A 19,553-nucleotide genomic window follows, 5' to 3' on the forward strand; every position below is an offset into this window, starting at 1 on the left:
ATCGTTTTGTCTCTCTCCCTGCGTCAGCAGGCTCAAAGAAAGGTGCCATCATGGAAAATGCCAAGCAATCATTTCAGGACGTCCTGGAGTTCGTGCGTATGTTCCGCCGCAAAAACAAACTGCAGCGTGAAATTGTCGATAACGAGAAGAAAATTCGTGACAACCAGAAGCGCGTCCTGCTGTTAGACAACCTGAGCGAGTACATCAAACCCGGCATGAGCGTCGAGGCGATTCAGGAAATTATCGCCAGCATGCGTGTGGATTATGAAGACCGCGTTGATGAATACATCATCAAAAACGCCGATCTGTCGAAAGAGCGTCGTGAGCTGTCGAAAAAGATCAAAGCCATGGGCGTCGGCGAACACCCGAAAGCCTGAGGCTGATAACAGAGCGTGAACGCTCCGCTCGGTTAACAGAGACCCGCTCCCCGTCAGGAGGGCGGGTTTTTTTATCGCCGGGATCGACGCTGCAGCATCATTTGCCTGGCGGCAGGAAGGCATTATTTTTCGGTCAGCTGGCGGGCAATCGCCTGAAGCTGCTGCGCCAGCGCAGTGAGATCGCGGTGTGAATCGGCGGGTGGTGCGGTGGTTTCTCTGATCACCAGCGTGGTTTCCAGCGCTTCATCACTGACTGATTCGCCCTGTAACCGCGCCAGCAGCTGCTCAACGCTGAGTACGCCCAGCTGCTGTAAATCCTGCCGCACCGTGGTCAGCGGCGGCTGATACCACGCGCTCTCGGCGGTATCGTCATAGCCAATCACCGAAATCTGCCCCGGAATCGCCACGCCGTGCTGATGCAGCGCCCGCATCGCGCCCAGCGCCATCTGATCGTTCGCTACCAGCAGCGCCTGAGGTAAGGCATTCGGTAACTGTGCCAGTAGCGCCTGATAACCTGATTGCGCACTCCAGTCGCCGCGCAGGGAACAATGCGGCGTTAATTGATGATCGGCCAGCGCCTGATGCCAGGCGGCTTCACGCTGACGCGCCGACACGGACCGCTCCGGACCGTTCAGCAAGCCGATCTGCCGGTGTCCCAGCGCCACCAGATGCTCTACCGCCGCCCGCGCGCCGTGATGATTCGGATACTGACACTGCGCCACGGCCGCCTGCGGCTCGACGTCCAGAAACAGCACCGGTTTCGCAGCGCACAGCGCCTGGATCTGCTGCGCTTCCTCCGCCTGCAGCGGCAGATTGATCAGCAATCCATCCACCCGCTGCGCCAGCAGTTCATTGATGGTCGCCGCCGCGTCATTGCCGCTCTGCATAGCGATCACCAGATGATAGCCCGCTGCCGCTGCGCGCCGCTGAATCGCCGAAGCAATCTGTGCCGGGGCCATCAGCGCCAGATCGCTGGTGGCGAGACCCAGGGTGCGGGTCGCTTTACCCGCCAGCTGTTGCGCGACCCGGTTCGGCACGTAATTGAGCTGCTGCATCGCCGCTTCGACCCGTTGCCGGGTGCGGACCGAGACCTGTTCAGAACGATTAAGCACCCGTGAAACGGTTTGGTAAGAGACGCCAGCCAGTTGAGCGACATCATCAAGGGTCACAGAGCGGGAAGTCATTGATCTCTCCAGTAGATGAAGCGGCGATTGTAGCAAATTTTCCGGCTGCAGCGCTGCTGCTGCGCGCTACACTGCTCAGCAATAAGGAGAAAAATATGCAGCTTACTGACCATGATATTGATGACATCAACCTGATCGCCAACTGGCTGGCGCTTGATCAGCTGACAGATCCGCAGCACCCCGACGCCGATCTGCTGATTCTGGCGGGCCATGCGGTGCTGCCAAATATTGAGGGCGCGGTGGCGCTGGCGAAAACCTCCGGTCTGCCGCTGCTGATCAGTGGCGGCGTCGGCCACGCCACGCCGCTGTTAGCGCAGGCGATGGCGGCAGATCCGCGCTTTCACCCGCTTGAGACTCAGGGAAAGAGCGAGGCGCAGATGCTGGCGGCTATCGCGCATCGGCTGGCTGATCTGCCGCAACAGCAGCTGCTGCTGGAAGGGGAATCGCGCAACTGCGGCGAAAATGCGGCATTCAGCCAGCGGTTACTGGATAGCCGTGGCATACAGCCGCAGCAGGTCATTCTGATTCAGGACCCGTTACTGCAGCGGCGTACTGACGCCACCTTCCGCTGGCAGTGGCGCGATCGGCCGGCGGCTCCCCGCTTTATCAACTGGCCGGTTTTCATTCCGCAACTGAGGCTGGAGGCGGGCCAGCCGCGCATCACCGGCGCCGCGCCGCAGGGTATGTGGTCGCTGGAGCGCTTTATCTCCCTGCTGATGGGAGAGGTGCAGCGGCTGCGAAACGATGAGCAGGGCTACGGACCGCGCGGGAAAGGATTCTTCGCGGAAGTGATACTGCCTGATCAGATTGATGCGGCGTGGCAGCGCCTGATGCGCCTTTCCGGGGTGCAGCAGCGGATTCAGGGCCGCTGAAAAGTGGCGGGCCGGCGTGATGCGGCCCGCTGGCGCTTAACGGTTCTGCAGATAGACCTGCAGATTGACATACACCGCATTCAATAAGGGCGTGCTCAGGCCATAGTGACTGGCGCGCAGCAGCAGATCGCCGATGATCTGGTCGGCTTCAATATCGAATCCCTGGCATAAATCGCGGTACATGGAGGAGGTTATCGGTGTGGCTGGATTGTTCAGCAGCTCGAAGATTTTGGCGGTCACCGCCGGGCGCGGTTGATAACCTGCAGCGCTGATTACCGTCAGGATCTCGCTAAAAACAGCCTGTAACAGCGCTTCACCGCCGTGGGATCGCAGCACCTGTTGAGTATCGCCGCGAGCCAGACAGCACACCGCGCCGAGCGTGCTGAGCAGCAGCCATTTCTCCCACAGCTCATCCATGATGTTGTCGCTGAAGCGGGTATCAACCTGGCTGTCGCGCAGTGCAGCATCGACCCGCAGCAGGCGCGCATCGTTATTACCGTCGAGCGCGCCGTAACAGAGCTGATGCAGCGGCGTCATCTGGATCACTTCGCCGTTATCGCCCAGCGTAGCGTTGATTTTACACAACCCGCCGATCACCGCTTCGCGGCCAAAGCGCTGTTGCAGCGTTTCAATGTGCCGCATGCCGTTAAGGATCGGCATAATCAGCGTCTGCGGGCCGACGGCGGGTGCAATATCTTGCATCACCTGCTCGAGGGCAAAGCTTTTTACCGTCAGGATAATCAGGTCATAGTGACCGTGCAGAGAAGCCGCCTGCACCAGCTGCGGCTGCAGCGTTTCGGTGCCGCTCGGGGTCTGCAACACCAGTCCCTTTTGCTGCAACTGGCGGTAACGCCGTTCGCGCACCAGAAAGGTCACGTCCTGGCCGGCCTGGGCCAGTCGCGCGCCAAAATATCCACCGGTCGCGCCGGCACCTGCTATCAGAATGCGCATAGAATTTCCCTTTAAGTAAAAACCGTTACCTTAAAACGTCATCGCCGGGCTTGCCAGCCGGTCCGTGCGGTGAGGCATCCTGACTGATAGCCGTCAGCACGCTGGTGAGTAAGCCTGGAAAGCGATGTTCAAGATCTTCACGGCGCAGCGAAATCAGATTTTCCCGCCCCAGCGGCCGTTGCCAGATCACGCCACTGTCACGCAGAACCCGCCAGTGATGGGTCATGGTCGATTTCGCCACCTCACCACGCAACAGGCCGCAAGGCTGTTCACCTTCACGCGCCAGCGCATCAACAATAGCCAGCCGCAGCGGATTGCCCAGCGCAAACAACACATTTTCTAACCGTAACTGTTCAGTATCAGGGTGATTACTCAGCATAACGTTCCTGTCAGGGGAATGATCCGGTTAATTATAGCTCAATCTGTTCGTATGGAGTCGTACCATTAGTCTAAGCTTGCTGACATGGGTGCCTGAAAAGTGTGCACCTCTTTCCGTCAAACTGACTAAGGATACATCATGCCCCGATCCCTTCCGATCGAACGTTACCGCAACATCGGCATCTCCGCGCACATCGATGCCGGTAAAACCACCACCACCGAGCGCATTCTGTTTTATACCGGAATGAGCCACAAGCTGGGGGAAGTGCACGATGGCGCTGCAACAACCGACTGGATGGCGCAGGAGCAGGAGCGCGGCATAACCATCACCTCTGCCGCGGTCAGTTGCTTCTGGCCGGGCATGGATAAGCGCTTTGAGCCGCACCGCATCAATATTATCGACACCCCGGGCCACGTTGATTTCACCATCGAGGTCGAGCGCTCAATGCGGGTGCTGGACGGCGCGGTAATGGTGTATGACGCAGTGGGCGGCGTACAGCCGCAGTCGGAGACGGTGTGGCGGCAGGCAAATAAATATCATGTGCCGCGGCTGGCGTTCGTCAACAAAATGGATCGGCAGGGCGCCGATTTTTTCCGCGTGGTCACCATGATGCAGTCACGGCTGAAAGCCAATCCGGTGCCGATTGTGATTCCCATCGGTCGCGAAGAGCATTTCGTCGGGGTGATCGATCTGATCCGCATGCAGGCCATCTACTGGGATGAAGAGAGCCAGGGGATGACCTTCAGCTATGGTGAAATTCCGTCTGATCAGCTGGCCGAAGCGCAGAGCTGGCGTGAAAAAATGGTCGCGGCGGCGGCGGAAGCCAATGAAACCCTGACCGAAGCCTGGCTGGAGCAGGGCGATCTCAGCGAGCAGCAGGTGATTGCCGGTTTACGCCAGCGCACGCTACTCAACCAGATCCAGCCGATGCTGTGCGGCAGTGCGTTTAAAAATAAAGGGGTACAGCGGATGCTGGATGCGGTGATCGAACTGATGCCGTCACCGGCCGATGTGCCAGCGATTAGCGGCGTGGATGAGGCCGGAAACCACGCCGAACGGCACGCTGATGATGACGAACCGTTCTCGGCGCTGGCGTTTAAGCTGATGAGCGATCCCTTTGTCGGGCAGCTGACCTTTGTACGGGTCTACTCGGGCGTGTTGCGCAAGGGCGACAGCGTCTTTAACGCGGTCAAAGGCAAGAAGGAGCGCATTGGCCGTATCGTGCAGATGCACGCCAACGCCCGCCATGAGATCGACGAGATACGCGCCGGGGATATTGCCGCCTGCGTCGGGCTGAAAGAGGCGACGACCGGCGAAACCCTGTGCGATCCGCACGCCATAATTACTCTGGAGCGGATGGAGTTTCCTGAACCGGTGATTTCGCTGTCGATAGAACCGAAGACCAAAGCGGACCAGGAGAAGATGGGGCTGGCGTTACAGCGGCTGGCGGCAGAAGATCCGTCGTTCCGGCTGCACACCGACGAGGAGTCAGGCCAGTCGATTATCTCCGGTATGGGCGAACTGCATCTGGAGATTATCGTCGATCGTCTGAAACGTGAATTTTGCGTAGAGGCCAATATCGGGCGGCCGCAGGTTACCTACCGTGAGACGCTGCGCAAGGCGGTGCAGGATGTTGAAGGCAAGTTTGTGCGCCAGTCGGGCGGCAAAGGGCAGTACGGCCATGTGGTGCTGAGCCTGCAACCGGGTGCGGCGGGCAGCGGGTTTGTCTTTGAGGATGCCACCAAAGGCGGGGTGGTGCCGCGCGAATATATCCCGTCAGTAGAGAAAGGGGTCCGCGAAGCGCTGAACAGCGGCGTGCTGGCGGGCTATCCGATTGTCGATATCAAAGCGACCCTGACGTTTGGCTCCTATCATGAGGTCGATTCCTCGGAGATGGCGTTCCGCATGGCAGCGATTCTCGGTTTCCGTGCGGCGGCAAAACTGGCCGATCCGGCGATTCTGGAGCCGGTAATGAAAGTGGAAGTGGAGACGCCGGAAGAGTACGCCGGCGGGATTATGGGCGATCTGTCGTCACGGCGCGGCGCGGTGCAGGGCATGGATGAGCATTTTGGCGGCCGGATTATTCGCGCCGAAGTGCCGTTGTCGGAGATGTTCGGCTACTCCACCAGCCTGCGTTCGCTGACCCAGGGGCGCGCCACCTACAGCATGGAGTTCAGCCACTACGCGCAGGCACCGCGCAACGTGGCCGATGAGATCATTGCCGCCCGTAAATAGGGCGATGCGGCAGGGAAGCCGCCTTTCTTTCAGCTCAAAGCCGGGCCACCCCATGCGCCGCCGCCTGCTGTTCAAAGCGGATTATCGTCTGATAATCCTGGCGCTGCAGCGGGCTGAATCCGCTAATCAGGCTGGCCGCACAGACTTCACGCCACGCCGGACTCGTCACCAGTTCGCCCAGCACCGACTGCAGCGTCTGGCGCTGCTGCGCCGAGGTGGAGGCCGAAGTGATGAGTGGCAACCCAGGCGCAGGCGGTGTTTCGTCGATAATGTGCAATCCCTGTAGTTCCTCTGGCGCGTACCGGGCGATCAGGGCCCAGCTGACACAATCAATGGCGGCAATATCCGCCTGATGCTGACGCACCGCCGCCAGTGACTGACGATGCCCGCCGCTCAGCACCAGCCGTGAAAACAGCACGCCCGACAGGGCCGCCACCAGGCGCAGCGCGTTATAGCCGGAGTGTGAATCGAGGCCGTTGGCCACCGCCCGGCGGGCGTGAAAATCGCTCAGCGTCGCGCCCTTATCCCGCGCCACCAGCCAGCTACGATAATCGGGTCCGCTGCAGCCTGGCGCGCTGTAGTGAAACGCGCCGACCAGCTGCACCGCAGGCAGTCGCGTCACCAGCGGATAGCCGCAGGTCTGACTCAGCAGCAGCCGATCATCCTGCCAGTGGGTAAGCAGATCGTCGGGCCAGACTGGCTGCGCCGCCGTGCCGTGCTGCGCCAGTAACGTTACTATCGCTTGGCTGAGCGCCTCAGTGGCAGGGCGATCAATGTCGTACATCGGTAATGCCAGCAGGTCAGTCATGGCGAGCCTCTTCAGAACGCCCCGGATGGGCATTGACCCCGACCGGCCGCGCCCAGAACTGACGCAGCCAGACCCGGTAGCCCGCCACGCGGAAACCGTGATTGCGCTGGTAATAGCGCTCACGGTCGCGCAGATAAAGGCGACGCAGACCATACCAGGGCACGCCGGGCAGATCGTGATGCACTGAATGGTAGTTCAGATTCAGGAACAGGATCCGCCAGGGCAGCGCCGCCTCATTATTAACCGAACGCGCCAGCGGATCGTCAGCCGCGCGATGTTCATAAAATGAGCGCACTTTGGTCAGCGCCAGCGCCGGATAGCTGACCGCCAGCAGATACCACAGCGGGGAGAAGCCGCACTGCGCCATGCCGTAAAACAGCAGCGCCAGCAGGCTCCAGTGCAGCAGCCACATGCCGATGGCGGCCCGCTCACCGTGACGAAACGCCTGCCACATCGCCCTGAAAGTGCCGCAGATATCCAGCAACGGAGCCAGCAGCAGACGGCCAAAAAAGGTATTACGCAGGTGGATCAGCTGCTGCTGCCACGGCGACAGCTGCGCCCAGCGTGCGGCGGACAGGTAGTAACTTTCCGGATCGTCATCCGGTTCGGTCAGGGTGTGATTGCGGTGATGGGCCAGATGAGAATCGCGGTAGAGGCCAAACGGAAACCACACCGCCAGCGGCAGGATGCCGAACAGCTGATTGATCCGCGGCCAGCGCGTCGGATGGCCGTGGATCAGCTCATGCTGCAGCGACATATACCAGGCGGTGAAGCCAGTCAGCAGCAGGGTAGCGGGCAGCCGTCCGAGGATCTGCCAGCCGAGCAGCGTGCCGAACCAGCCGCCATAGACCGCGACGATCAGCAGCCAGGTGGGCAGTTCAGTGCGCCATAACCAGCTGCGCGAGAGCTGTTGCAGCAGGGCGCGCTGCTGCGGATGAAGGTAAGCGGCACGGCTTTTTTGCATGATCGGCCTGGCAGAAGAGGAACAGAGAGCCACAGTGAAATAAACGCTGCGCAAAGACAAAGACGTTATTTTTCTTAGCTATGTCGAAAATCCTGAATATGGCGCTGAAAGATATTGACTATCAGTGGCGACGACGACGGCGTAACCTTTGCCTATCGAAAACCGCCTTAGCATGTGTGGGCCACTTTTGCCCGCCAGGAGAAGTAACAGATGAAAAAGATTGGCTTTTTATCCTTCGGTCACTGGACGCCCTCTTCACAGTCAGCCACCCGTTCGGCGCAGGATGTGTTACTGCAGTCGATTGACCTGGCGGTTGCAGCCGAAGAGCTGGGCGCAGACGGAGCTTACTTTCGCGTGCACCATTTTGCCCGCCAGCTGAGTTCGCCGTTCCCGCTGCTGGCGGCGGTCGGTGCCCGTACCAAAAATATTGAAATCGGTACCGGCGTGATCGACATGCGCTATGAAAATCCGCTCTATATGGTGGAAGATGCCGGTTCAGCCGACCTGATTTCCAACGGCCGTTTGCAGCTCGGCCTGAGCCGTGGCTCGCCTGAGCAGGTGGTGGATGGCTGGCGCTATTTTGGCTTTGAGCCAAAAGCGGGCGAGACCGACGCTGATATGGGGCGTCGTCATACCGAAGAGTTTCTGGAAGTGCTGCGCGGTGAAGGCTTTGCCAAACCGAATCCGCAGCCGATGTTCCCGAATCCGCCGGGCCTGCTGCGCCTTGAACCGCTGTCTGAAGGGCTGCGTGACCGCATCTGGTGGGGCTCCGGCTCCAACGCCACTGCAGAGTGGGCAGCAAAAATGGGCATGAACCTGCAAAGTTCGACCCTGAAAGATGATGAAACCGGCGAACCGTTCCACATCCAGCAGGCGAAGCAGATCCGTGCCTACCGTGAAGCGTGGAAAGCCGCCGGCCATCAGCGAGAGCCACGGGTTTCGGTCAGCCGCAGCATTTTTGCGCTGGTCAATGACATGGACCGCGCCTACTTCGGCCGCAGCGGTAGCGACCAGGATTCGGTGGGATTCCTCGACGAAAAAACCCGCGCCATCTTTGGCCGCAGCTATGCCGCTGAACCGGAGCAGTTAATTAAGCAACTGGCGCAGGATGAAGCGATTGCTGAAGCCGATACGCTGCTGCTGACCGTGCCGAACCAGCTTGGGGTGGCGTATAACGCGCATGTGATTGAGGCGATACTGAAGTATGTCGCGCCGGAACTCGGCTGGCGTTAATATCGATCCCGACCCAGCGCCTTAGTGATAAGGCGCTGTTCATCTCATTCTGTAGTGATCCCTGCCGCTCTCCGCATCCTCTTTTATCCCTGATCTGATTTCAACACCGCAGGTGCTGGCCCGGCATTTCAGCCTGAATCAGCAGGCGATAGCGCCACTTTTGCCAATCATGATCGCCGTCACGCTGCTGATTATTATTTGGCAGACGCGATCCCTGGCGACAAGGGTAATGGTATTTTTAACCGCTTCGCCTGAACTGACCGGCGCGGTTCTTTTTAATCGTTAAAACCTTTTTCAGCTAAGCATATTCAAAGGGTCAGGCTATCAAAGGTATAGGATGAGACAGGTGTGCCTTTTTCAAAAGCCACTATAGAGTAGCGCTGAGAATACATAAAAGAGGTGTGACCATGAGCAATTCTGTTGATGAAGATGCAAAAGATGCAAAGCCTATTGTCGAAGCCGATCGCGAAGCAGCGGCAGGTAAATGTCCTTTTCATGCAGGAAAGGCCAATCAGACATCAGGCGGCGGCACGTCCAACCGTGACTGGTGGCCTAACCAGCTGCGTGTCGACCTGCTGAACCAGCACTCATCCCGCTCTAACCCATTGGGCGAGTCGTTCGACTACCGTAAAGAATTTGCCAAATTAGACTACGCTGCGCTAAAAGCCGATCTCAAAGCCTTGCTCACTGAGTCACAAGCCTGGTGGCCTGCCGACTGGGGCAGCTACATCGGTCTCTTCATCCGTATGGCCTGGCACAGCGCCGGTACCTATCGCGCAGTAGACGGTCGCGGTGGTTCAGGCCGCGGCCAGCAGCGCTTCGCTCCGTTAAACTCGTGGCCCGATAACGTCAGCCTGGATAAAGCGCGCCGTCTGCTGTGGCCGGTGAAGCAGAAGTACGGTCAGAAAATTTCCTGGGCCGACCTGTATATCCTGGCGGGTAACGTGGCGCTGGAAAATTCCGGCTTCCGCACCTTTGGTTTTGGTGCCGGACGTGAAGATGTCTGGGAACCGGATATGGACGTCAACTGGGGCGATGAAAGCACCTGGCTGGAACACCGTCATCCGGAATCGCTGGCACATTCACCGCTCGGCGCGACCGAAATGGGGCTGATCTACGTTAACCCTGAAGGCCCGGAACACAGCGGCGATCCGGCGTCAGCCGCTCCGGCCATTCGTGCGACCTTCGGCAATATGGGAATGAACGATGAAGAGATCGTTGCCCTGATCGCTGGTGGCCATACGCTGGGCAAAACCCACGGTGCCGGTTCGGCCGAGCATGTAGGCGTTGATCCGGAAACCGCACCGATTGAAGCACAGGGTCTGGGCTGGGCAAGCAGCCACGGCACTGGCGTGGGTGCCGATGCGATTACCTCGGGTCTGGAAGTGATCTGGTCGCAGACGCCGACCCAGTGGAGCAACTACTTCTTCGAGAACCTGTTCAAATATGAGTGGGTGCAGACCCGCAGCCCGGCCGGTGCCATCCAGTTTGAAGCGATCGACGCGCCAGAGATCATTCCTGATGCGTTTGACCAGACGAAGAAACGTAAGCCGACCATGCTGGTCACCGATCTGACCCTGCGTTTCGATCCGGAATTCGAGAAAATATCGCGTCGTTTTTACAACGATCCGCAGGCCTTCAATGAAGCTTTTGCCCGCGCCTGGTACAAGCTGACGCACCGTGATATGGGGCCAAAAGCGCGTTATATCGGTCCGGAAGTGCCGAAAGAAGATCTGATCTGGCAGGACCCGCTGCCGACACCGGTTTATCATCCGACCGGCGCCGACATCGCGCAGCTGAAAGAGAAGATTGCGGCCGCTGGCCTGAGCGTCAGTGAACTGACCTCGGTTGCCTGGGCGTCAGCCTCAACCTTCCGTGGCGGTGACAAACGCGGCGGTGCCAACGGCGCGCGCCTGGCGCTGCTGCCGCAACGCGAGTGGGACGTTAACGCCAATGCGGCCCGGGTATTGCCGAAGCTGGAAGCGCTGCAGCGGGAATTCAATAAAGTCTCGCTGGCCGATGTCATTGTGCTGGCCGGAGTGGTCGGGGTTGAGCAGGCGGCGAAAGCGGCCGGCGTTGAGATTGAGGTGCCCTTTATCCCGGGCCGGGTCGATGCGCGTCAGGATCAGACCGATATCGAATCGTTTGAGTTGCTGAAACCTCGCGCTGACGGTTTCCGTAACTACGGTCGCGGATACGGCAAAACCACCACCGAGCACCTGCTGATTGATAAAGCACAGCAGCTGACGCTGACGGTGCCGGAATTAACGGTACTGATTGGCGGGATGCGCGCGCTGGGAACCAACTATGACGGCAGCCAGCACGGCGTCTTCAGCCGCAGCGTCGGTGAACTGAACACCGATTTCTTCATCAACCTGCTGGATATGCGCATTGAATGGAAAGCCATTGATGGCTCCAGCGAGCAGTTCGAAGGACGCGATCGCCTGACCGGTGAAGTCCGCTTTACCGCCACCCGCGCTGACCTGGTATTCGGCTCCAATGCGGTGTTACGCGCGTCGGCAGAAGTCTATGCCAGCAGCGATGCCAAAGAGAAGTTCGTCAAGGACTTCGTCGCTGCCTGGACCAAAGTGATGAACCTGGATCGGTTCGAGCTCTGATGGCTTGCGATTAACCACTGAAAGGCAAAAACCCGCTTAGTGATAAGCGGGTTTTTTTATATCAGCGATGACAGCGATGCCGTTGCAGCCGGCTGATCAGGGCGCGCTCAGGGTGAAGGGCGGCGCAACCCCAGCGGATCGTCATCCAGCACCAGCGTATCGCGCAGTTCCCAGCCTTTGAGTTTGCCGGGATTGAGTAATCCATCCGGGTCCAGACACTGTTTAACCGAGACCACCGCCGGTTTGATCTCTCCCTGTTTGCCTTCTTCAATCTGATAAACATGCGGATTATTGATCCGGACGCCGTTGGCGCGAAAAGCGTTCATGATCTCGTTCAGTCGCGCGTCACTGCTGTAGCGCACCAGTTGCAGGCCGCTGGCGGTCAGATTGCCGTCAGCGTCACGCAGAAACTCAATATGCGACATCACCTCATCACCCAGCAGAGCGGCCATGTCGATAATCTGCTGGCGATAACAGGCCGGGTTAAACGCGGTCTGTAAATAGGTCAGGGTATTGTCAACTTTTAGCGCGTGCAGGGTAGTGTGGTTCCAGCAATATTCCATCAGTGACGCATTCGCATCGCGAGCGGCGCTGGCAGACTGCCGCAGCGCACTCTTTCCGCGATATTTTTCCAGCAGGCCCGCCGCTAACCCGTCACTTTCCTGCCCAATCACGCTGATCACCGCATGCTGATCCGCCTGATAATGGCCGCTGAGATGGGTGAAGTAGCCGGGGATCGGCGCGGCGAATAACGCCAGCTGACGTTTCACCAGTCCTGGTGAGCGGGCGAAGGCATTAGCGTAATCCAGCGCGTCGGTAAAGTCGTCGAACACGTCCAGCCGCTCTATCCAGTCATGTACCGGTGCCAGCGCCAGTTCAACCTCCAGCACGATACCGTTACTGCCGTAAGCGTGATGCAGCAGCAGCGCCTGCGGTGCCGGAACCTGCAGAATGCGTGGTTCCGCTTCCACGGTCATCACTTTCACGCTGAGTACGTTTCCGGCGGCGGCCAGCGGGCCATAGTTGATTGAGCCGATGCCGCCAAAGCCGCCACCGTACAGCCCGCCCAGCGTGGCAAGGCGATAGGTCGAAGGCATGCAGCGCAGTTCCCAGCCGGTCGGACGGGTCAGGGCTTCAATCTCCGCCAGCCGCATCCCGGCCTGCGCGCGGACCACGCCAGGGGTGAGTTCACACAGCTGATTAAAGCCGGTCATATCGACCAGAATGCCGCCCGCCAGCGGCACCAGCTGACCATAGTTACCGGTTGCTCCGCCGCGCAGGATCAGCGGTAGCTGATGGCGGACGCAGGCTTTGACCAGCAGGCTCAGCTCCTCTTCACTGCGCGGTCTGACCACCGCATCGGCCTGTTTATCTTCCAGTTGCCGTTTCAGTAGCGGGCTGAACCAGTGAAAATCGCGTGACAGGCGTTTAACTCTGGCGGCCTGCAAAGTCCAGTCGAGATCGGGAAGCGCCTGCTGTATCAGGGCAAGCGCGTGCTGACGGTGTTCGCTGTGCATAATTTTCCTGCCTGAAAATAGGGAGTTAATGAGACTGAACCGCTTCGCTCTCATGCCAGGCGGAGAGGGAGCGACGGGAAATCCACGACATCATGCCAAACAGCGCAATACCGGCGAGGGAGATCAGCAGCAGCGCCGCAAACATCAGCGGAATGTCCAGCTGATAGCCCGCTTGCAGGATCTGGTAGGCCAGCCCGGTATTATTCCCGCCGGTGCCCGCCACGAACTCGGCAACCACCGCTCCGATCAGCGACAGCCCGCTGGAAATTCGTAGCGCACCAAAAAAGTAGGGCAGCGCGGACGGAATGCGCAGACGAATCAGCACCTGCAGACGACTGGCGCGGCTCAGCCTGAAGTAGCTCAGCAGCCCCGGCGAAACGCTGCGCAATCCCTGGGTGGTGTTGGAAATAATCGGGAACACCGCCATCAGCGTTGAACAGACCACCAGCGACAGGGTGGTGTCTTTGACCCAGATAATAATCAGCGGCGCGATGGCGACGATCGGCGTCACCTGCAGAAAGACGATGTAGGGAAACAGGGCGGTTTCGACAAAGCGATTCTGCACCAGCACGAAAGCCACGGCGGCACCGATGATGATCGAGAGTAAAAACGAGATCAGGGTGATTTTCAGGGTGAAAAGCAGCGCCATCATCAGCGAGCCGAAGTGGGTCCACAGGCTTTGCAGCATCACCAGCGGTGACGGCACCAGAAACTGCGGGATATTGAAATAGCTCACCCATCCCTGCCACAGCAGCACCACGACCACCGCCACAACGGTGGGATAAAACACTTTACGAAAGCCGGGATTAGCCATCCACGGAGAAGATTTTTGCGTCTGCATGGTATTACTCCATTCCCGATTGGCTGGCTTGCAGCAGGCTATCCTGCAGTTGCTTCGCATAACGTGAAAAGGCCGGACTGACGCGGAAATCTTCGCTGCGCGGGAACGGCTCATTGATGGCGATATCTTCCACCACCCGGCCCGGCCGGGCAGCCATCATGATCACCCGCTGCGACAGAAAAACCGCTTCGTGAATTGAGTGAGTCACGAACACCACCGTCAGGCCCTGTTCACGCCACAGCCGCAGCAGGTCGCTGTCGAGTTTATTGCGGGTGATTTCGTCGAGCGCGCCAAAGGGTTCATCCATCAGCAGCAGTTTCGGGCGCGTCACCAGCCCACGGGCAATCGAGACCCGCATCTGCATGCCACCGGAGAGTTCACGCGGCAGGACCCGGGCAAATTTACCCAGCCCGACCAGTTCCAGCGCCTCGGCAACGCGGGTATTAGCTTCGGCCCGCGGCACGCCCGCCAGATCCAGCGGCAGACGGACGTTGTTTTGCACCGTGCTCCAGGGCATCAGCGTCGCTTCCTGGAACACGAAGGAGAGCGGGACCTGGGCGCTTTCCCGGCTGTCACGACGCCACAACACCAGTTTGCCGTCGCTGGGCTCGGTCAGCCCGGCGACCATTTTCAGCAGGGTGCTTTTGCCACAGCCCGACGGACCGAGCAGGGTGACAAATTCGCCCTGATGAATGGTGAGATTGACCGGCAGCAGGGCGCGGGTGCCGTTGCTGTAAATCTTCTCTGCCGACAGCACTTCGATCGCCGGCTCTGCCTGCGGCGTGGCTGCGCGAACGTCGCGCATCACGGTGAGGTTGGGGACAGTATTCATGGCATAACCTTCGCGTCTTTAATCATATCGAGGGTATAGGTCTGGCCGAACGGCACTTTCTCCGCGTCGATCAGCTTGTTTTTAACCAGCATGTCCCAGCTCTTTTTCAGCCGCGATTCCGTGATGATGCCGATACCGCCGGTTTGTGCGTCGCCGCCCGTCACCAGCTGATATTTCTTCATCTGCGCGATACCAAAAGCGATCTGGTCGGCGGTCATCTGCGGGTTATCTCTGGCGATCAATGCATTGCCGGCGGTCGGGTCCTGCAGATAAGTTTTCCAGCCCTGCATGGAGGCTTTAACGAAGGCGGCTACCGCAGCCGGGCGTTGTTTAACCGTGTCGGCCATGCAGATAATCGAGTTGCCATACGGCGGGTAGCCCCAGTCGCTCAGCATGTAGACGTAAAACGGTTTGCCGCCTTTCTCAATCGAGAACGGTTCAGAGGTGACGTATCCCTGCTGCACCAGATTGCGGTCGGCGAGGAAAGGCTGGACGCTGAAGGTGTAGGGACGGATTTTCACCTTCTCCAGTCCGAGTTCGCTTTTTGCCCACGGCCAGAACGAGTTATAAGCCTCGGTGGCCAGCAGGAAAGTTTTGTCTTTCAGCTGCTGAGGCTGGTCGACTTTGTCATGGCTGATAAATACCGTCGGTGAATGCTGAAACACCGTAGCGACCGTGACGGCGTGCACCCCAGCCTCCCAGGTCTCCAGCGCCTGGCCGTTGTCACCCAGCGTACAGTCTGCGCGTCCGGCCGCCATCAGCTGCATCACGTTCACCTGTGGCCCGCCCATGTTGATGCTGACATCCAGCCCGGCTTTTTTGTACAGCCCGCTAGCCTGAGCCTGATAAAAGCCACCGTGCTCCGCCTGCGCGTACCAGTTAGTCAGGAAGGTAAACTTCTCTTCCGCCATGCCGGAAGCAGAGACCCCGGCCAGCATCAGAGCAAGCAGGGAGAAAGTCGATTTACGCCCAATTTTCATCGTAACTACTCCACTATTCAGAGGCCAAAGAAGACGGAGGAGTAAAGCCGGTTTGCACAAAACCGCTCCAGTGCTGTTTTCCCCAGGTGGGTTCGCTGCGCACCGGCCAGCTCATCTGGTGGATTTCGGTGATCGCCTGCGCCCAGCTTGCGGCCAGCGAATCAAGGATTGCGTGACCCTGTTCTGCGGTGGCACCGGTCGGATCGCCAATCACGCCGCTCGGTCCAAAATCGTAAGAGACCCAGGCGGCTGCCGGGCGACCGGAGGAGAGCGTCGGGCAGGGGAATTCCGGCGGATAACTGGCCACCGCCTGGTCGGGGTGGACGCATTCCGGTGCCAGCGCCAGCATCACCGCGGTTTCGCTGTGACCGGCATGCATCGCCATTTTCTGCTCCCGGGCGCTGAGGAACTGGTTTTCGACGTTCGGCACCCGAAACACGTCGTGCGGGATGATGATCATATCGCCGTGACGCAGACGCATTTCCCGTGCCGCCATTTGCAGCACCTGCGGCTGTCCGCCGTGACCGTTGATCATCAGCAGCTTGCGGAAGCCAGCGCGGTAAAGCGATTCAGCGATTTCCAGCACGGTTTGCAGCAGGGTGTCGCCGGTTAAGGTCAGCGTGCCGGGGAAATTCAGATGTTCATCCGATTTGCCGTAGGTGATCGGCGGAATGGCGTAAGCCGGGATGGTTTTTGGCAGTCTGGCCAGCGCATGGCCCGCCACGCCGGAGGCGATCACGCTGTCGACCGAACAGGGCAGATGCGGACCGTGCTGCTCAATCGCGCCGGTCGGCAGAACAATCACCGTGTTGGCTTTGTCGGGCAGAGCCGCGATGGCCGTCCAGCTCAGAAAAGGCAGAAAACGCGCTGCAGGAATATAACCGTTAATCATGCTGTGCCTCGTAGTCGGAGATTAGGGGGGTAGCGGTAACCAGGCGGTGGCTTCCACTTCAATCAGCACCTCGGCGCTCGGCAGCATTTCACTGACCTGCACCACGGTTGAAACCGGCGGTTGTCCGTCATAAAACAGCTTTCTGACCCGGCTGTAGCAGGGAAAGTGATCGAGATTGCGGAAGTACTGCACCAGCTTGATCACATCGCTCATCTGTCCGCCCGCCTGTTGCACGGTGTGGCGAATGCTTTCCAGCACATACCAGCTCTGCGCGAGGATCGGCCCCTGTCTGGCGTCGGTCGAGAACTCGCCGGTTTCGCCAACTAACTGACGGACTTCAACCGGGATATCCTTAAAGCCGCGCACGATAGTGCCGCTCTGCGGATTAACCGGAATGATGCCGGAGAGAAAGATAAAATCACCGGCCCGACGCCAGGCGGCATAGTGTGCGAGCGGTTTGCCCGCACCCTCTTCAAGACTCATGGGATATCTCCTGCTGCCAGATACGTTGATGGGTCAGCCTGCCGTGATGGATAACCTGGCGGGCTGCGCTGTTTAACGGCCAGCTGGCGCTGTCGCTGCCCGGGAATAGCACCAGCGTAGCGTCGCTGCCCGGTGACAGCGGCGGTGGGGCTGAGTGCGCGCCGGTCAGGGCGGCGGCATCACAAATCAGCCGCGAATGCTGGTCAAAAACGTTGCTCAGCTGCAAAGCGAACTGCGCGCAGCTCAGGGTATCCAGCGGGTCGTAACTGCCTGCCGGACAAAAGGCATCCTGAACGTTGTCACAGCCGATCAGCAGCGGAACGCCGGCCGTCTGCGCCTCTTTCAGCAGGGTAATGCCGCGCTGACGCGGCGTGCGTCCGGTTACCGCATCCTGCAACAGCAGGTTGGTCATCGGCAGGGCAATCAGCGTGACGGCGTGGGCAGCCAGTTGCCGCAGTACCTGCTGCGCCTGCAGTTCACTGCCGGACGCCAGCGCGCAGCCGTGGCTGCAACAGATGTGGCCGCTGAAGCTGTTTTCAGCCAGGTAGTGCGCCAGCCAGCTCAGGCCGTGGGCCACTGGCGAAAGCTCTTCATCAATATGCAAATCCAGATCCAGCTGCCAGCGGGCGGCGCTGCGCATCAGGTGGGTCATCGCCACCGGGTCCCAGTTTGAGGAGTGGATAAAGCCGCCCAGCAGGCAACCGGCGCCGCTCTGCGCCACCGCGCGGGCGATGCGGTCAGCGCTCCCGGCATCGGCGAACAGGCTCAGCGGCACCAGCGCCACCCGTTCCAGCGTGATGCCGGGAGGTACCATGCCAGCCAGTTCCGTCCAGGCCAGCGGAGGGCGATGGTCAAACCAGTCGATATGGCTGCGCAAACGGGTCACGCCGTTGGCGGCCGCCCAGCCGAAAGCCCGGCCGGCACGCTGTTGAAGGTCCGACGCCGTCCAGTGCTGGCGATCCTGATGCAGGGTTTCAATGGCGGCCAGCAGGCCCGGTTTTGACGGACGGCTGCGGGCGAGGGTGAAGGTTTTATCGAGGTGCGCATGCGGTTCAATCAGCCCCGGCAGCGCCAGTGCGCCATCCACCGGCCACAGATCGCTCTGATCGGGCCGGGCTGGCGTCAGCGCAGTAATTTTGCCAGCCGCAAAGCGCAGATCGGCCAGCACCGGCTCACCGGCTTCACGCGGCCAGTCCGCCGGCAGCAGCCAGGCGGGGAGGCGAACGCTGGCAAGGCCAGCAAGCGGTGCATCGGACCGGGCAACAGACATGATAAGACTCCGCGCTGAGATTAAAGGTCGAGCACCAGAACCGGCGTTCTGGATCGGGAGCAGCACAAGGTTATCTGCGTATTCTCCGCTTTCTCTTCGGCAGTCAGCACGCAGTCACGATGATCGGGAATACCGTCGATTACCTCAGTGATGCAGGAACCACATATTCCCTGTTCGCACGACAGCATAATATCGACCCGGGCGCTTAATAAGACTTCGGCAATAGTCTGCTGCGGGCTGACTAAATAGCGGGTGCCGGTAGAATTGAGCTGGATATAAAAGGCGCTGTCGCTGGCGCTATTATTTAGCGCTGCATTGCTGAATCGCTCAAAAATCAATTGATCCGGTTGCCAGCCATGCTGCTGCATAAGGTGCTGCAGACGCTGAATAAAGCCGTCCGGGCCGCAGGCTATTATCCGGGTCTGTGGATCGGGCTGCGATAAACACGGCGGCGTAGTCACACGCAGAGAATCGTTTGCGCTGCTGTGATGAAAATAAACCTGGTCTGCTAATCGCGGTGCGGTTAATCGCGGCACAAACGCCGCCTGTTCTGGCGACGAGATAAAATAATGCAGTTCATAGTCAAACCCTTGTCGGGCAAGCTGTTCCGCCATCGGCAACAGTGGGGTAATACCGATTCCACCGGCAAACAGCAGATAGCGTCCCGCGTCGGGCAGCGGGAAATGATTGCGCGGTGCTGAGATTTCCAGCGCATCGCCAGGCCGTAAATGGTGATGAATATAATGCGATCCGCCGCTGGAGAGGTCTGCCCGCTTCACGCAGATCTCGTAATATTCACCGCCGTGGCTTTCGCTGCAAAGTGAATACTGGCGCGGCCCGATTTGCGGAATGAAAACGTCAATGTGCGCGCCCGGTAAATAAGCCGGTAATAAACCACCGCGCCGGGCAATAAGCTGTAATGAAAGATTGCCGACACCATTAATATTGACAGCGCTGATCGTGACTGGAATAAGTCCGGACTCTTTCATCATTATTTACCGTCTGTGCTTAAAGAGAGCAGTGATAAAAAAGCAGGTCATCGTCGCTGCCGCCTGACCGGCGGTGTTATCACCCAGCGCTGCGCAACTGCAGCCAGCTGAGTGATGAAACGATTGTT

General features: G+C 59.3%; 18 protein-coding genes. 5 read left to right on the forward strand and 13 right to left on the reverse strand.

Annotated elements, in window-relative coordinates:
* Positions 1-50 precede the first annotated feature (50 nt).
* On the forward strand, positions 51-377 hold the full coding sequence (tmaR, locus tag AABB92_RS02560; protein ID WP_004571340.1) for a PTS system regulator TmaR: 327 nt from the start codon (positions 51-53) through the stop codon (positions 375-377).
* A gap of 122 nt (positions 378-499) precedes the next feature.
* Here tmaR and AABB92_RS02565 read toward each other — a convergent pair whose 3' ends face one another.
* A complete protein-coding gene (locus AABB92_RS02565) occupies positions 500-1,561 on the reverse strand; it encodes a LacI family DNA-binding transcriptional regulator (RefSeq protein ID WP_031375225.1) in 1,062 nt (353 codons plus the stop codon).
* Between the two features lie 95 nt (positions 1,562-1,656).
* Between AABB92_RS02565 and AABB92_RS02570 the strand changes: the two genes are divergently transcribed.
* The gene (locus AABB92_RS02570) at positions 1,657-2,433 is read left to right on the forward strand and encodes a YdcF family protein (protein ID WP_031375224.1); all 777 of its coding nucleotides are present in this window, start codon (positions 1,657-1,659) and stop codon (positions 2,431-2,433) included.
* Between the two features lie 36 nt (positions 2,434-2,469).
* Here AABB92_RS02570 and AABB92_RS02575 read toward each other — a convergent pair whose 3' ends face one another.
* A complete protein-coding gene (locus tag AABB92_RS02575; protein WP_031375223.1) occupies positions 2,470-3,384 on the reverse strand; it encodes a ketopantoate reductase family protein in 915 nt (304 codons plus the stop codon).
* A 25-nt stretch (positions 3,385-3,409) separates the two neighbouring features.
* Positions 3,410-3,763 carry an ArsR/SmtB family transcription factor gene (locus tag AABB92_RS02580; RefSeq protein ID WP_046288224.1) on the reverse strand — a complete coding sequence of 118 codons (354 nt, stop codon included), beginning with the start codon at positions 3,761-3,763 and terminating at the stop codon, positions 3,410-3,412.
* A 138-nt stretch (positions 3,764-3,901) separates the two neighbouring features.
* Here AABB92_RS02580 and fusA point away from each other — a divergent pair, with 138 nt between their 5' ends.
* The gene (gene fusA, locus AABB92_RS02585) at positions 3,902-5,998 is read left to right on the forward strand and encodes an elongation factor G (RefSeq protein WP_031375221.1); all 2,097 of its coding nucleotides are present in this window, start codon (positions 3,902-3,904) and stop codon (positions 5,996-5,998) included.
* A gap of 34 nt (positions 5,999-6,032) precedes the next feature.
* Here the strand turns inward: fusA and AABB92_RS02590 are convergent, their stop codons facing one another.
* Together AABB92_RS02590 and AABB92_RS02595 are read right to left on the reverse strand one after the other, a co-directional pair.
* Positions 6,033-6,806 (reverse strand): phosphate/phosphite/phosphonate ABC transporter substrate-binding protein, encoded by a 774-nt coding sequence (locus AABB92_RS02590; RefSeq protein WP_031375220.1) that lies wholly within the window; start codon positions 6,804-6,806, stop codon positions 6,033-6,035.
* Positions 6,799-7,770, reverse strand: a complete 972-nt coding sequence (locus AABB92_RS02595; protein WP_046288225.1) for a fatty acid desaturase — start codon at positions 7,768-7,770, stop codon at positions 6,799-6,801. The genes AABB92_RS02590 and AABB92_RS02595 overlap by 8 nt, the downstream gene beginning before the upstream one ends.
* Positions 7,771-7,980: 210 nt before the next feature.
* Here AABB92_RS02595 and AABB92_RS02600 point away from each other — a divergent pair, with 210 nt between their 5' ends.
* Positions 7,981-9,003, forward strand: coding sequence for an LLM class flavin-dependent oxidoreductase (locus AABB92_RS02600; RefSeq protein WP_031375219.1), 1,023 nt, complete (start codon positions 7,981-7,983; stop codon positions 9,001-9,003).
* Between the two features lie 407 nt (positions 9,004-9,410).
* Positions 9,411-11,621: a catalase/peroxidase HPI gene (gene katG, locus AABB92_RS02605; RefSeq protein ID WP_031375218.1), complete on the forward strand. Its 2,211-nt coding sequence runs from the start codon at positions 9,411-9,413 to the stop codon at positions 11,619-11,621.
* 107 nt (positions 11,622-11,728) lie between these two features.
* On the opposite strand, the gene AABB92_RS02610 is transcribed toward katG, so the two are convergent.
* Genes AABB92_RS02610 through AABB92_RS02645 form a run of 8 tightly spaced genes read right to left on the reverse strand, consistent with a single transcriptional unit; the run spans position 11,729 to position 19,425 of the window.
* The gene (locus AABB92_RS02610) at positions 11,729-13,138 is read right to left on the reverse strand and encodes an FAD-binding oxidoreductase (protein ID WP_031375217.1); all 1,410 of its coding nucleotides are present in this window, start codon (positions 13,136-13,138) and stop codon (positions 11,729-11,731) included.
* A gap of 25 nt (positions 13,139-13,163) precedes the next feature.
* Entirely contained in the window at positions 13,164-13,979 is an 816-nt protein-coding gene (locus AABB92_RS02615) for an ABC transporter permease (RefSeq protein WP_046288226.1), read from the reverse strand.
* Between the two features lie 4 nt (positions 13,980-13,983).
* Positions 13,984-14,811, reverse strand: a complete 828-nt coding sequence (locus AABB92_RS02620; RefSeq protein WP_031375216.1) for an ABC transporter ATP-binding protein — start codon at positions 14,809-14,811, stop codon at positions 13,984-13,986.
* Complete coding sequence (locus tag AABB92_RS02625; protein WP_031375215.1) at positions 14,808-15,791, reverse strand: ABC transporter substrate-binding protein; 984 nt, start codon at positions 15,789-15,791, stop codon at positions 14,808-14,810. Before AABB92_RS02625 ends, AABB92_RS02620 begins: the two co-directional genes overlap by 4 nt.
* 13 nt (positions 15,792-15,804) lie before the next feature.
* Positions 15,805-16,683, reverse strand: a complete 879-nt coding sequence (locus AABB92_RS02630) for a creatininase family protein (protein ID WP_046288227.1) — start codon at positions 16,681-16,683, stop codon at positions 15,805-15,807.
* 21 nt (positions 16,684-16,704) lie between these two features.
* Positions 16,705-17,166 carry a RidA family protein gene (locus tag AABB92_RS02635; protein WP_031375214.1) on the reverse strand — a complete coding sequence of 154 codons (462 nt, stop codon included), beginning with the start codon at positions 17,164-17,166 and terminating at the stop codon, positions 16,705-16,707.
* Positions 17,156-18,436 (reverse strand): amidohydrolase family protein, encoded by a 1,281-nt coding sequence (locus AABB92_RS02640; protein WP_046288228.1) that lies wholly within the window; start codon positions 18,434-18,436, stop codon positions 17,156-17,158. The genes AABB92_RS02635 and AABB92_RS02640 overlap by 11 nt, the downstream gene beginning before the upstream one ends.
* A 20-nt stretch (positions 18,437-18,456) precedes the next feature.
* Entirely contained in the window at positions 18,457-19,425 is a 969-nt protein-coding gene (locus AABB92_RS02645) for a PDR/VanB family oxidoreductase (RefSeq protein ID WP_031376327.1), read from the reverse strand.
* Between the last annotated feature and the right edge of the window lie 128 nt (positions 19,426-19,553).

Origin of the sequence: Pantoea brenneri (genome assembly GCF_038594305.1) — a bacterium.
Taxonomy (GTDB): Bacteria; Pseudomonadota; Gammaproteobacteria; order Enterobacterales; family Enterobacteriaceae; genus Pantoea; species Pantoea brenneri.